The sequence below is a fragment of the Streptomyces sp. NBC_01304 genome (assembly GCF_035975855.1).
In the GTDB taxonomy this organism is placed as follows: domain Bacteria; phylum Actinomycetota; class Actinomycetes; order Streptomycetales; family Streptomycetaceae; genus Streptomyces.
The window spans coordinates 1,440,016-1,453,458 of record NZ_CP109055.1; the positions used below are offsets into that span (position 1 = coordinate 1,440,016).

General features: G+C 71.0%; 13 protein-coding genes and 1 pseudogene. 6 read left to right on the forward strand and 8 right to left on the reverse strand.

Annotated features, from left to right (window positions below; genetic code table 11):
• Positions 1-28 precede the first annotated feature (28 nt).
• Positions 29-799: a class I SAM-dependent methyltransferase gene (locus tag OG430_RS06270; protein ID WP_327351420.1), complete on the reverse strand. Its 771-nt coding sequence runs from the start codon at positions 797-799 to the stop codon at positions 29-31.
• 180 nt (positions 800-979) lie between these two features.
• Here OG430_RS06270 and OG430_RS06275 point away from each other — a divergent pair, with 180 nt between their 5' ends.
• On the forward strand, positions 980-2,446 hold the full coding sequence (locus OG430_RS06275) for an MFS transporter (RefSeq protein ID WP_327351421.1): 1,467 nt from the start codon (positions 980-982) through the stop codon (positions 2,444-2,446).
• 45 nt (positions 2,447-2,491) lie between these two features.
• On the opposite strand, the pseudogene OG430_RS06280 reads toward OG430_RS06275, so the two are convergent.
• Positions 2,492-2,965, reverse strand: a pseudogene (locus OG430_RS06280) (class I SAM-dependent methyltransferase); the annotation flags it as partial.
• Between the two features lie 116 nt (positions 2,966-3,081).
• Between OG430_RS06280 and OG430_RS06285 the strand changes: the two are divergent.
• Positions 3,082-3,453, forward strand: coding sequence for a VOC family protein (locus OG430_RS06285; protein ID WP_327351422.1), 372 nt, complete (start codon positions 3,082-3,084; stop codon positions 3,451-3,453).
• 73 nt (positions 3,454-3,526) lie between these two features.
• Here the strand turns inward: OG430_RS06285 and OG430_RS06290 are convergent, their stop codons facing one another.
• A complete protein-coding gene (locus OG430_RS06290) occupies positions 3,527-3,955 on the reverse strand; it encodes a DoxX family protein (RefSeq protein WP_327351423.1) in 429 nt (142 codons plus the stop codon).
• A gap of 83 nt (positions 3,956-4,038) precedes the next feature.
• On the opposite strand from OG430_RS06290, the gene OG430_RS06295 reads away from it, so the two are divergent.
• Positions 4,039-4,581, forward strand: a complete 543-nt coding sequence (locus tag OG430_RS06295) for a TetR/AcrR family transcriptional regulator (RefSeq protein WP_327351424.1) — start codon at positions 4,039-4,041, stop codon at positions 4,579-4,581.
• 49 nt (positions 4,582-4,630) lie between these two features.
• On the opposite strand, the gene OG430_RS06300 is transcribed toward OG430_RS06295, so the two are convergent.
• Together OG430_RS06300 and OG430_RS06305 are read right to left on the reverse strand one after the other, a co-directional pair.
• Complete coding sequence (locus tag OG430_RS06300) at positions 4,631-4,858, reverse strand: hypothetical protein (RefSeq protein WP_327351425.1); 228 nt, start codon at positions 4,856-4,858, stop codon at positions 4,631-4,633.
• Positions 4,859-4,941: 83 nt separating this feature from the next.
• Complete coding sequence (locus OG430_RS06305; RefSeq protein ID WP_327351426.1) at positions 4,942-5,892, reverse strand: MBL fold metallo-hydrolase; 951 nt, start codon at positions 5,890-5,892, stop codon at positions 4,942-4,944.
• Positions 5,893-5,992: 100 nt separating this feature from the next.
• On the opposite strand from OG430_RS06305, the gene OG430_RS06310 reads away from it, so the two are divergent.
• From OG430_RS06310 to OG430_RS06320, 3 genes are all read left to right on the forward strand, one after another.
• Positions 5,993-6,919 carry an AraC family transcriptional regulator gene (locus tag OG430_RS06310; protein ID WP_327351427.1) on the forward strand — a complete coding sequence of 309 codons (927 nt, stop codon included), beginning with the start codon at positions 5,993-5,995 and terminating at the stop codon, positions 6,917-6,919.
• Positions 6,920-7,027: 108 nt separating this feature from the next.
• On the forward strand, positions 7,028-7,660 hold the full coding sequence (locus OG430_RS06315) for a DUF6629 family protein (RefSeq protein ID WP_327351428.1): 633 nt from the start codon (positions 7,028-7,030) through the stop codon (positions 7,658-7,660).
• Positions 7,661-8,185: 525 nt separating this feature from the next.
• On the forward strand, positions 8,186-9,199 hold the full coding sequence (locus OG430_RS06320) for a helix-turn-helix transcriptional regulator (protein WP_327351429.1): 1,014 nt from the start codon (positions 8,186-8,188) through the stop codon (positions 9,197-9,199).
• A 50-nt stretch (positions 9,200-9,249) separates the two neighbouring features.
• On the opposite strand, the gene OG430_RS06325 is transcribed toward OG430_RS06320, so the two are convergent.
• From OG430_RS06325 to OG430_RS06335, 3 genes are read right to left on the reverse strand one after another with little or no spacing between them, the layout of a single operon-like run.
• Entirely contained in the window at positions 9,250-10,317 is a 1,068-nt protein-coding gene (locus tag OG430_RS06325; RefSeq protein ID WP_327351430.1) for a hypothetical protein, read from the reverse strand.
• A gap of 2 nt (positions 10,318-10,319) precedes the next feature.
• Positions 10,320-12,479 (reverse strand): hypothetical protein, encoded by a 2,160-nt coding sequence (locus OG430_RS06330; RefSeq protein WP_327351431.1) that lies wholly within the window; start codon positions 12,477-12,479, stop codon positions 10,320-10,322.
• Between the two features lie 14 nt (positions 12,480-12,493).
• The gene (locus OG430_RS06335) at positions 12,494-13,162 is read right to left on the reverse strand and encodes a hypothetical protein (RefSeq protein WP_327351432.1); all 669 of its coding nucleotides are present in this window, start codon (positions 13,160-13,162) and stop codon (positions 12,494-12,496) included.
• Positions 13,163-13,443 lie beyond the last annotated feature (281 nt).

Genomic DNA, 13,443 nt, shown 5'->3' on the forward strand with positions numbered 1-13,443 from the left:
TGCTCAACTCCCGCATTCCGCCCAGGAGTCAGCGACCGCCCGGGCTCCTGGCGACCAGCAGGTCCACCACATAGGTCTCCTCGACGTCCCCGTCCGGGAAGAGCTCGCACAGTCGGGCGCGTTCCGCGTCGAGGAATTCCCGGGTGCCTGCCTCGCCCAGGACGAGGAACGCCGAGTGGCTGCTGATGTTGGCGAGATGCATGTCGAGCGGGACGACGCGGCTCCACCGCAGTTGGCGCCGCGCGAAGTCGAGTCCGTCCACGCCCGCGAGCCGGGCGGCCCGCGAGTCGTCGGGGCGTGTGCGGGTCGTGGCCGGCACCTTGCAGTGCCGCGCGATCCGCTCGGTCTGGGCAACGGCCCAGGGCACGTCCCCGGCATCCGTGTTCCACCACACGGCGAGCGCCCCGCCCGGACGCAGGACCCGTAGGGCTTCGGGCACGGAGCGGGCGGTGTCGGTCCAGTGCCAGGACTGGGCATAGGTGATCAGGTCGTGCGACGCGTCGGCCAGCGGCAGGGCGTTGCCGTCGCCGCGGACGACCGGCACGTCGGGAAGGGTGCGACGGAACTGTCGGGCCATGCCGTCACCCGGCTCGACCGCCGTCACCACCGCGCCGCGCTCCCGCAGCAGGGCCGTGCCGATGCCGGTACCGGCCCCGATGTCCGCGACCCGGGCGCCTTCGAGCGGGCGCCCCATGATCTCCTCGACGGCGTCCAGGACGCCCGGCGGATAGGACGGCCGGTTCGCCGCGTACTGCTCGGCGGCACTGTCGAAGGAGAGGGCGCGTGAAGTAGGCGTCATGCCCCATCTTCACTCCCCGAAGTGGCACACGGCGACTCCATTCGGCCTGCCAATCCGTCCAATTGGCCCACAATCTGAGCCCATCATTGTCCCTGCAGCCTGGGCCGGTACCTGCCTAGCGTGGTGACGTCACCGACCGCACGCGGCTCCTGGGCCGCACCATCCAGGAGTGCCTCACCCATGCGGATCCTTCCTCCCGCAGGCGTCGTACGGACCCTCTCCGCCGCCCAGTTGAGCAGTTCGCTGGGCGACGGCGCGTACTACACATGCTCGGCCCTGTACTTCACCCAGTTCGTCGGGCTGTCCCCCACCCTGCTGGGGCTCAGCCTCACCGTGGCCTGGGCGCTGGGCTCGGTGGCGGGGGTGCCGCTCGGGCATGTGGCCGACCGGCACGGACCGCGCGGCACGGCGGTGCTGCTCACCGTCGCCGCCGCCTCGATCGCCGCCTCCTTCCTCCTCATCCGCTCCTACGTCCCGTTCCTGCTCGCCATCTGCCTGTACGCCACCGTCCAGTCGGGCCTCGCCGCGGCCAGGCAGGCGCTGCTCGCCGGGCTCGTGTCTCCGGTCGAGCGCACCGGTGCGCTCGCGTACTTGCAGTCAATGGTCAACGCGGGGCTGGCAGTTGGCGCCGGGCTGGGCGGCCTGGCCCTCGGTCACGGCACTCGTACGGGATTCCTCGCGGTCTTCGCCGTGGATGCGCTGAGCTTCGCGGTCGGCGCGCTGGTGCTGTTGCGCCTGCCCCCGGTCGCCACGGCCCGGGGACGCAGCGGCAACGAGCCGCGGCTCGCGGTGCTGCGTGACCACCCGTTCGCCGTAGTCACCCTCATCAACACCGTTCTGATGCTCCGGCTGCCGCTGCTGAGCCTCGTCATTCCGCTGTGGATCGCCACTCGCGTACCCGGGCTGACCTGGCTGGCCTCTGCCCTGTTCGTCCTCAACACCCTTGCGGTGATGCTCTTCCAGGTGCGTACGGCCCGCGCGATCACCGACCTGAGGACGGCCTCGCGCGCCGTACGCGGGGCCGGTGTCCTGCTGCTCGCCTCCTGTGCGGTCTTCGCCGTGTCGGGCTTCGACCTCCCGCTGTGGGCGATGGCGGCGGTGCTGATCTGCGCCGCGGCGCTCCAGGTAGTCGGCGAGATGAAGCAGTCCGCCGGCTCCTGGCAGATCAGCTTCGACCTCGCGCCCGCCCATCAAGTAGGCCAGTACCAGGGCTTCTTCGGTACCAGTACTGCCGTGTCGCGCACGCTCGGCCCGGTGCTGCTCACCGCGCTGATCGTGACCTGGGGCGTGCCCGGGTGGCTGGTGCTCGGTGGGCTGTTCCTGGCCGCGGGCCATGCGATGGGGCCCGCGGCACGGTGGGCGGCCCGCAACCGTCGGCGTGCGCTACCCCGGCCTGCGCTACCCGGGCCTGCGCGCCAGGAAGAAGATGCTCGGGCCGAACGAGAGCCGGGCGAGCGGCGATTGGAGCGCGCCCTCGGCCCGGACCAGGGTCTGGTGCGGGATGAGCCTCTTCAGCCGGGCACTGCGCAGATTGGAGACGGACAGCGTCCGCTCCACGACGAGGCCCGCGGCGGCGAGTTGCCCGGCCACCGTGCGCGGATGGTGGTTGACGAAGGGGATCGAGTCCCGCGCGCGGTTGGCGGCTGAGCGGATGTCGACCGGCTCGGTGGGTATGCGCTGCCTGCGGACGGCGTAGCGCACGCGGTTGGCGGCGTGCGCGAGGTTGGCGCTCTCCACGACGGCGATGCCGCCCGGCTTCAACACGCGGGCGATGTCAGCCAGGGCCGGGGCGGGATCGGGGAGGTGGTGCATGACGCGGATCATCGTGATCAGGTCGAGGCTCGCCTCGTCGAGGTCCAGTCGCCCGGCACTCATCAGTCTCATCGCGACTCCGCTCTGCCCCGCGAGAAACTCCTCGGCGTCGGCGAGCTGCTTCCTGCTGGCGTCCACGAGCGTGACGTGGTCGGCGAACTCCCGCAGTACGGGGACGAGTCGGCCATAGCCACCCCCTATGTCCGCGGCGCTCGCGCAGTGCAGGCCGCCGAGCAGCGAGCGGAGCGCGGCGACCTCGGCCTCGTGCTCATAGCTGCGGTCCTGCCAATACGTGCGGTAGCTCTGCTCGTTCTCGTCGTACTGGTTGGTGCGCTCCGGCATGCCGACCCCCATGGCGTCACGTTTCCCCCTGGGACACCCCGGGTGCCGAAACGGTTCCCTTGGCCGGCCGGACGCGGCATCGTCAACGGCCGGGCGCGGCTCGTCACATGCAGGCCACACTGGCCGACATGCCTCTCTCGCTGCACCACATCGTCATCGACGCCCACGACCTGCCCGCCCTGGCCCGCTTCTGGGCCGAGGTCCTTGACTGGCGGATCCTGTCGGCACGGGAGCGGGAAGTCGTGATCGGGCCGGACCCGGCGGCCCCGGTGGGCATCTGCTTCATGCCGGTGACGGACCACAAGGCCGTCAAGAACCGCCTGCACCTCGATCTGACGTCCGCCGCGGAGGACCGCGAGTCCGAGATCGAGCGCATCCTCGCACTCGGCGCCCGCAGAGCGGATGTCGGACAGAGCGGCGACGAGTCGTGGACCGTGCTGGCCGACCCGGAGGGCAACGAGTTCTGCGTGGTCCGCCCGAAGGCGACCCTCATCGGCTGAGGGCTGAGGCTGGGCGCTGCCGTCCGCCGTCTCGTCGAGGAGCCGAACTGCCAACGGGCAGAGGGACGGTGCGCTACGCAACCACAAGTGCCGCCGCGCCGATGAACACCAACTGCAGGGCCGTGCGCGGGCCGAGCCGGTCACCCTGGGCCACCTTGCGCCGGGCCGCCGAGACGTTCGCCGGGAACATCGCGACCATCAGCACGAGCAGGCATGCCGCGGCGAGGCGTGCGGTCGCCGGGATCAAGACGCCGACGGCACCGGCGAGTTCGAGGATTCCGGTGAGCGTGACTAGGAGGTCGGGGCGCGGCAGCACCGGCGGGACCATGCCGATGAGGTCGGCGCGGAGCTTCGGATAGAAGTGCGCGAACGCGGTGAGCAGGAACATCACCGCCAGCCCCACCCTCAGCGCCGGATGCCGGCCGTCCAGCGCGTCGACGCCGGCGAGGCCGGCGATGCGGGCGCCGCCGAAACCGATCAGGAGCGCGAGCAGCGGTTCCATGGGGACCTCCATCCGCCTCACGTGAACTTTCCACTGGAAAGATAGGCCCGGCCCACAATGTTGTCAACGGTAAGATGTAAGGCATGACCGACCGCCCGTACCACCACGGAGACCTGCGCCGGACCGCACTCGCGGCGACTGCCGAGGCCATCGAGCAAGGCGGGCCCGCCGCGCTCAGCCTGCGCGACGTGGGCCGCCGCGCCGGGGTGTCGCACGCGGCGTTCAAGCACCACTTCGGCGGCAAGCCCGGCCTGCTCACCGCGCTGGCGGCGGAAGGCTACGACCTGCTGGCCGACGCCGTGACCGCCGCGGGCGACGACCTCGTCGAGGCCGGCGTGGCCTACGTACGGTTCGCGGTCGGGCACCCGGCGCACTTCGAAGTGATGTTCCAGCCCAGCCTGCACCTCGCCGACGACCCGGAACTGATCAGCGCACAGGAGCGCGCCGACCGGGCACTCACCGCCGCACTCTCGGCATCGGCCACCGCGTCCACGGAGTTGGCCGCCTGGTCGATCGTCCACGGCTTCGCCAACCTGTGGCTGAGCGGCGCGCTGCCCGCCGGCCTCGACGACGACGCCGGGAACGCGGCGCGACCGGTCATTCGGCTGCTGTCCTTCATTGCCTGAGCAGCCAAGGCTTGCGGGCGACGCACCGGCCGAGGGCGCAGAGAACGGGCTAGAGCTGCCCGGCCCGGCGCTTGGCGGCGTTCGCCTCGGCTTCGGCGTTGCGTCGGTCCCGCTCGGCGACCGGAGTCGCGTTGATCGAGCGCAGCGCGTCGTGGCACACCTTGCCGATCACGTCATGGGCCACACCGTGCGCCTGCATCCCCGACACCAGCGCGTCCCAAGTGATCGGGTCCAGCTCGCAGCCCGTGGCGCCGGGCTGGTCCTGTGCGTCATTCATGATCTGCTCCTTCCGGGTTCCCCGGAAACAGCGTCGACCCCCACGGGCGCCCCCGCTGCGCGGCAGGACCAAACGGAGCAGCCCTAGCCCACGGCGGCCCCCGCCCACGCGCCGAGGGCGAACCCGGCCCCCTCGCGCCGGACCTCCACGGCGCCCGTGCCACCGAAGTGTGCGGGGACGACCAACTCCCGCTCATCTGCGGCTCGTTCGAGGACCCTGCGGCGACTGGCCACCGCCTGCGCAGGGTCGTGGCAGAAGCAGCTGTTGCAGGAGGGCTCGAGGATCTGCACCGGGCTGTGCAACAGGTCTCCGACGAAGACCGCCCGGTCCCCGCCGGACGCGAGGCGCAGCACGGACGAGCCGGGGGTGTGGCCGGGTGCGGACTCCAGGGTGAGGTGTTCGTCGATGCGGTGCAGGCCGTCCCACAGGAGGGCCTGTCCGGCTTCGTGGATGGGGGCGATGCTGTCCTCGTACAGGAGGCGGTCGTCCTCACGCAGGCCGTTCGCGTACCCGTTCTCCGGGCCGAAATGGGCGTCGTCGGCGGCCGGGATGAGGTACTGGGCATTGCGGAACGTGGGCACCCAACCGCCGTCGGTGCCGGTCGTGTTCCAGCCGACATGATCGCTGTGCAGGTGGGTGTTGACGACCGTGTCGACGTCGTCCGGGCGCACGCCGGCCCGGGCCAGGAGGCCGAGGAAGTCGCCCTGCCAGTGATGGAACTGCGGCGAGTCCGGCCGCTCACGGCCGTTGCCCACGCCGGTGTCGACCAGGACGGTCCGGCCGCCGCTGCGCAGCACCCAGCTCTGCAGCGCCACCACCGCCCGGTCGCTGTCCGGCTCCCAGTGGTCCGGCGCGAGCCAGTCCGCGTTGTCCTTCCACAGTGCGGCGGTGGATTGCGGCACCAGTTCGCGGGCCGGCACGAAGGGGCTGCTCAGCTCGACGATCCGGATGACTTCGACGTCACCCAGCACGATGCTCTGCACGTCGCTCTGCGTGTTGCTCTGCGTGCTGCTCTGTACGTTCTCGTTCTTCATGTGCTTGACCTTAGGAAGCCCCGTCGAGCGTCTCAATGCGCTTTCATCTCATTGAGATACGCATTCGTCTCACCAAGGATGCTGGCGGTACCCTGCCCGGATGGATGTGGTGAGCGATGCGATCTCCGCCGTACGCCTCGGCCGGCCCTCCTCCAACCGGGTGCGGGTGACCGGGAGTTGGTGCGCGCGGCTGGCCCCGTACGACGGCGCGGGCTTCCACGTCGTGCTGAAGGGGGGCTGCTGGCTGCTGTCCGACGGGGGTACGCCGATTTCCCTCGGCGTGGGGGACGCGGTGCTGCTGCCCCACGGCACGGGCCACGTGATCGCCGACTCCCCGCAGGACGCGGCGGCCGTGCGACAGGCGGTGCCCTTCGAGGACTGGGCCGGCGAGCCGGGCCCGGACGCGGGCACCGATCGCGACGCGGTGGAGCTGCTGTGCGGAAAGTACCGCATGGACCAGGGCCGCCTGCACCCGCTCATGGCGGAGCTGCCCACGGTCGTCCACCTGCCGCATCGCGTGGGCGGCCAGCCCGAACTCCGTGCCGCCATCGACCTGTTGAGCGGCGAGCTGGACGCGCGGCGGCCCGGCTCCTGCACCGCGCTGCCGAGCCTGCTCGACCTCCTGCTCGTCTACATGCTCCGCGCCTGGCTGGCCGAGGGCACGAGCGGAGCCTGGCCGGCGGTCCTCGGCGACCCCGTGACGGCCTCCGCCCTGCGGGCGCTGCACACGGCCCCGGACGCCCCCTGGAGCAACGACCGCCTGGCCGCCGAGGTCGGCGTCTCCCGGCCCACCCTGGCGCGCCGGTTCACCCCCTTGGTCGGCCGTCCCCCGATGGCCTATCTGACCTGGTGGCGCCTGACCCTCGCGGCGACCCAGCTGCGCGACACCCCCGACACCTTGGCCACCATCGCCCGACGCGTCGGCTACGGCAGCCCGTACGCGCTCTCCCACGCCTTCGACCGCGAATTCGGCACCACACCGGGGCGGTATCGGGCACAGACCGGGCGCCCCGCCGTCAACGCGTGAGCGCCGTCCGACCACCGGCGACACACAGTGGGGGCGTGTGTGCCGGACGTCGCCCTGACGGCGGTCTCGCGAGCGCGGGCGCGATCATGGACTCGTAGCGTGGCAGGCATGTGCTGGAGTGCATCGGCCGACCTGGCCGCGGGCGCGGTGATCACCGCGGTCGGGGTCGCGTGCGTGACACGGGCCGCCCGCACTCGTCGCCGCGCACTGCCGCTGGCCGCGCTGCCGCTGCTGCTCGGGGCGCATCAGATCGTCGAGGCGTTCGTCTGGAAGGCGGGCGGCGGCACCGGCCCGGCCACCGTCGTCTGGGCGGTGATCGCTCTGCCGCTGCTGCCGCTGTGGGTCCCGTTCGCCGTGCTGTACGCCGCGCCGCCCCGGGCGCGGCGGCGCCTGGCGCTGCCGCTCGCCGTCGGAGTGCCGACCTCCGCCGCCCTCGCGTACACGCTGGCCACGAAGACCGTCACCGGTGAGATCCGCGGACACACCATGGGGTACGCGATCGGACTGCCGTACGCGCCATGGCTGCTCGGCGGCTATCTGGTGGCGACGATCGGGGCGCTGTTGCTGTCCGGCGACGCGGGCCTGGTCCGGCTCGGCGTCCTGGTCGCCGTCGGCGCGGCCCTCTGCACGGTGCTGTGGCGCCGGGAGTTCATCTCCACCTGGTGCGCCTGCGCCGCGCTGTGCTCGCTGGTGCTCTACGGGTGGGTGCGCGCGGAACCCCGTGCGACGCACACGAGTTGAGGGCGGCGCAGTGCGGACGACCGCGTCGCCGTCGGCTGCGCCGAGGACGGAGTCGAGATGATGGGTGACTTCAAGCCACAGGCCCGCAGCGGCGTGACTTGCATAAAGACGCGCACCGCACAGAACGCGCCAGTTCCGCCGATGCCGCTCGCCCCCCGCGCGGCGGCGCCGTACGCTGCGGGTCAGCTGCGCCGGGTGTCGCATCCCCCGTCGGCATCCGGCGCAGCATGCACCGTCCTCATGGGCAAGGCGCACTCCCCATGCGCCTTGATGGAAGAAGTGCCGTGAACGCCGAGGGCCCCGCCGCACTGCTTTTTGTGGGGTGGGGCTCGTGCATGCCGTGGTCGTCCTGGATGTCCCCTGCGCATTCAGGACTGCCACCGCGTGCGGTACCGGTCCCGAACGCAGTCGGAACCGGTGTCACCTTGACGGTGAGCAGGCACGACAGTACTGACCAGGGGGCCTCCGCAGCTACCCGGCAAACGCGGAGCCAGGCCGGAGAACGCGGAGAGGAGGAGATTCCGGATGACACAGCTCAGCACTGTCCCTGGTGACCTGAGCCGACTGACCACCTTGGTGCGCAGCAACGACCTCGAAGAGACCAAGGAGATCATCAGCAACGCCTACAGCCCGTACGAGCTGCGCTGCCTGGGCGACGCCCGGGAATTCCACGCCTGGTACGCGGAGAGCGGCTTCCCCGGGATCACCGTCTCCGGTCTGCAGTACGGGTCCCCGCAGTTGCACGCGGAGACCCTGATCAGGCCCCAGGCCCTGGATTCGTACCTGCTGATGTGCGAAGTCACGCACGGCCGGGTCACGGTGAGCCGCCCCGGCCGCGAGGAGTGCAGCGTCGAACCCGGCGGCACCTACGTCCTCGACCCCTACAGCGGGTTCCAGGTCCACTGGTCCCCCGGCGCCCGCATGACCACCGTACGGCTGGAACGCGAGACGATGGAGCAGGCCGCTGCGGACTCCCTCGGTCTGGACCGGCCGGTACGGGCCCGCTTCGCCCTCGGCCCGTCCGTCTCGCCGCAGGCCGCCAGGAGTTGGTCGGGCATCTCGCAGGCCGTGCACCGCGAGGTCCTCGGCGACGGCATCGCGCGCCAGAACCCCCTCGTCGCCACCCACCTGACCCAGGCCACGGCCGCCGTGCTCATCCAGACCCAGCGGCTGATCACCCCGGGAGTGGATCCGCAACGCACGGGGGCCGTCGCCCACCCCGCCGTACGGCGGGCGATGGCACTGGCCCAGGAGCGCGCCGACGAGCCACTCACCCTCGCCGATCTGGCAGTCGCCGCCCGCGTCAGCCCGCGCGCCCTGCAGGAGGCCTTCCGCTGCCATCTGGACACGACACCGCTCGGCTACTTGCGGGACGTACGCCTGGACCGGGCCCATCAGGACCTGCAGACCGCGTCCCGCGACGGCTCGGCCGGCGTCTCCGATGTCGCCTACCGCTGGGGGTTCGCCAATCTGGGCAGGTTCGCGGCCTCCTACCGCGACCGCTACGGGCATCCGCCGTCCACGACGCTGAACTCCTGAGACATCGGCGGACAGGCCATCAAGAGGTGCGGCCGTTCGCGGCAGTGCCCCTACTTCGCGAACTCCGGTGCCTCGCAGCCGTGCGCCTTCGCCGAGCGCTGGGCGAACTGCTTGAGTGCGGCCCGCTGCAGGGCGGGATCCGGAGGCGTGTGGCCGGCACCGGTGTAGAGGGTCTCGGAAGTGAAGAAGGCTGTGCCGCCCTGGGCCGGGCAGTCGGCGCCGGCCCAGTACAAACCGTCCGAACCGCCCGCCGGTCCCCGGAACTTGCCGCTGTCGCCGCGCTTGTACGTCGCCACGTGGCCGTCCTGCACGAAGGGGCCGTAGTAGGCGGCGATGCGATAGGCGGGCTCGTCGTGCCCGTCGAAGAGGAGGCAGTCCTCGACGGGGGCGAGGGGGTCGGCCTCGGTCTCCTGGGTGCGTGCCCGGATCCCGGCGCAGGTGCCCTCGGCCGCACCGGGCGCGAGGATGTCCGTGCTCTCCCTGGTACCCGGGAACGGCGCCGCGACCTCCCGTACCGGCTTTCCGCGTGGGGCCTCGCACCCCTCCTGGCCGGCTGCCGCGGCGGCGGTCCGGGTGGCGAGGTCGGCCAGTCGTGCGCGGTGCCCGTCGGTGACGTCGCCTTCGTCGAGACTCAGGTCGGTCGCCTTGAGGTTGACCACGAGGTCGCTGTCCTTGCCGCCGTCGCAGAGCATCACCACGGTCGCCGTGATGCCTTGGTGGTCCTCGCCGAGCACCCCGCGCCAGCCGTTGCCGATCGGCGAGACCGTCTGGCCCCAGGAGTCGGACATCTGGCGGTGCAGGCCGAGCAGGAGGTCCCTGCTGTCATCGGACCGGCTGACGCGGAAGTCGACCTCGTCGAACTGCCCCTTGTCGCGGCCGCGTTCGGGCCTGATGGTGCACGTACGCGGATCGGATGCGGATCGGTCCAGGAAGGCCTCCCGGGGCAGTTCCGGCACGTTCAGGAACTTCGCCGACGCGGCCTCGGGAACCTCGATTCCGGCACACGGCCGGCCGGGTCCGGCCTGCGCCTTGGACATCCCGTACACCGCGGCCCCGCTCCCGGCCACCAGCACGAGGACCGCCGCACCCCACAGCGCCGTCTTCCCGCGCCGCCCCACGGTCAGCGCCCCAGCGCGTCGTTGGCCAGCTCACGGCGGGTGTTGCGGTTGTTCTTCAGGTCTTCCTGGAGGGTGTCGATGCTCGCGTGATCCCGGCCGGGGCCTTCCAGCTCGGCCCATTCCTCGACGAGCAGGTCCATCTGGCGCTCGGACCGCATGCTCTTCTCCGCGGCCTCCGCCGCGGCGGCGTCGTTGTTCTCGTCCTTGTACTGATTGGACATGTCGTACGTCCAGCAGTCGACCAGACGTTGCGCCGTGTCGCCGAGGACGGGGATGGCGGTGACGGGCGCGCCGACCGCGTGGTACGCGATCTTGGCGTTCCAGTCCTCCTGGGCGTTGGCGCTGTCACGCTTGTCGTAGATGACGTCGTCGCGGATGGCGTCGTACGTACCGAGGACGGAGCCGCCCTCCCGGGCCGGCCGCTTGATGGCGTCCGCGGTGTTGCCGTCCGCGGCATCCATCTGCTGGGCGATGTAGGCCGTTTCGGCCTTGTGCATCGTGGCGTACGCCTCCGGGTCGTCCGAGGCGCCCCGCATCAGGCGGATCAGCTTCTGCGGGTCGGGCGAGATGTGCGAGTCGTCGGCGGAGCCGAAGACGCCGTCCGCGCCCGCCTTGCTGCCCTCCATGCCCGGCACTTCTTCGCGGTAGTCGCCCTTGACGCCGGTGAGGATCTGGTGGGTGTCGTTGGTGTAGTCGGCCAGGGCGTTGCCCATCGGCTTCTGGAGGTTGGCGGGGATGCCCTCGTTGCCGGGGCTGGTGTCGAGCAGGTCGATGGTGTCGCGCATGATGCGCGCCTGTCCGTCGGTGTGCGGCGGGCCCGCCTTGTCGCCGGTGACGGCGTTCTCCAGGACACTGCCCAGGCCCGTACGGGAGTTGGTGGCCTCGATGTGGTCGGTCTGCCCGGTGGGCTCCATGCCCCGGTAGACCTCCCGGACCTCCAGGTCCGGCCAGTCGCGCTTGTCGAGCAGGTACTCCAGGCGCTTGTTGCCGCCGTCCGCGCCGGGGTCCAGGTAGCGGGTCGCGGTGTCCGGGTCGCCGCTCATCACCTTCAGCATGTCGTCGACCGGGTCCTTGACGGCGACCGGGTCGACGTCGGCGCCCGCGTTGGCCTGGTCGTGCTCGTCCCAGAGGCCCGGATGCTTCTTCTCGGCCTCGATGATGTCGTCGGTGAGGCCGGTCGTCATGTGCGGCGGATAGGAGCCGGTGTCGCCCTGCTTGAGGAGCGAGGCCAGGGTCTGGTAGCCGTACGGGTTGCGGCCGTCGTCGCCGGTGCGTTCGGTACCGAGCTCGGCCATGTCCTTGCGCCACTGCTCGGAGAACTGCTTGTCCTTGTTGGCGGTGGCGAGGTTGTTGGCCAGCGCGGACTGGATGTTCCCGTACTTGTCCTTGTTCGCGCCGTCGCCGGTGCGTTCCTTCTCCAGGTCCTCGGCCAGGCGCAGGGTGCCCTCGGGGCCGAGGCTGTCGATGGTCATGCGGCTGAACTCGGGGTCCTTCTGGTTGTGGACCATCAGCCGGTGCAGTTCGTCGAGTTCGGACGGGGAGAGCTTCTCGCCCTTCTCGTACTTCTTGAGGAGTGTGGAGGCGCGCTCGGACTCGTCCTGGTCGACTGACTTGACCGTCTTGTCGTTGAAGCCCTCGTCGAGCTTGCCGGTGTTGCGGCGCAAGGCGGTGACGGCGGACTGGTCGGCGTTGGTGGCGGCCACGAGGAGCAGCTGAATGCGGCCCTCCCACAGTTTGAGGGTGAGTTCGTCGCCGGAGGGCAGCAGCCCGCCTCCCCCGTCGCCGTCCTTGTCGGGGTCCTTCAGGCTCACCTGGCCGGTGGCGCTGATCAGCACGCCGTTCTTCTTGCCGTCCTCGGTGAGTTGGCGCAGGTCGGCCTGGTACCCCTTCAGTTCGTCGTACGCGTCCTCAAGGACGGCCCGCAGCCCCTTGGCCTCGATGCCCGCGTCGGTGAACTCTTTGTTGGCGTCCGCCACTTGGGCCCGCGCGAAGACGGAGGTGGCGTCGAAGCTGGACCAGCCGGCCTGGTCGAAGGGGGTGAGCACCTGCTGGTCGTACGCCTCGTCCATGCGCTCGTAGCGGCGCCGGTACTCGTCCCACTGGTCGGCCGCGCCCTTGATGGCGGCGACGTCCAGGTGGAAGAGCTCGGTGTAAGAGATCATCGTGGCGGTCCCGTTCAGTTGAAGTCGGCGAGCGAGCGCTGGAGGGTGCTCATCTCTTGGTCGTTCGCCGACTCCGTGGTCGTGTAGCTGTTCGCGGTGGTCGTGCAGCGGTCGCCGATGGCCTGGCAGGTGCGGGACAGCTGCTGGGCCTGCTTGTCCCAGGTCTCCATCGTCTTCATGAGTTCGAAGCCCAGTTCACCGCCCCAGAAGTCGGCGCCCAGGGCCGCCGCTGCGGCGATCATCTGGTCGTCGTCGCCGACGCGGCCGTTGCTCTGCACGAGGCTGCCCAGCTGGTACGCGCCCTGCCCGGCGCGGTTCAGCGCACCCGGGTCGTCCACGCCGGAGAGGCCGCCGCCTGCTTGCACGCCGACACCCGGGCCGCCGCTCGGACCGCCGCCGGCGGACATGGTCCGGATGCCGGAGTGGTTGAACCCGGGGTCGGGATGCGTGCCGGGCGCGGGGTCCCGGTCACGGACGTCGGTGCGGCTGTCCGGGGCGGGCATCTGGTGCGAGGTGCGCGGATCCGTTGCGGCGAGCGGAGTCGTGGGCGCCTGGATGCGCGGGTCCGGGGCGGCGTCGGCGGCCGAGATCGGCTGCAGACCGCCGTGTTGGCCGGGATGCGGCGCGGAGATCGGCCCGCCTCGCGGATCGAACCCGGTGTTCGGCGCCGATATCGAGGCCACTGAGTCGGATTCTGCACCCACAACTTCCCCCTGTACCCATGCGTGCCCGCTGCGGGGCAGCATGCTTGTGCACGCTCTTGATCACTTGTCATCGGACGCTAATCGCTCGCGATTGCCCCGAACCAGGAAAGCCGTCCACGCCTGATGCGTTCTTGACGTCGGCGCGGGCGACGCGAGGCAGGCGGCCAGGAGGGCGGTCCCCACCCGTGTCCCAGCGCTGCCGGTTCACAGCCTCCATGGCCGGCTCGGGCACTGTCCATCCGTGCTGACACCCATATACC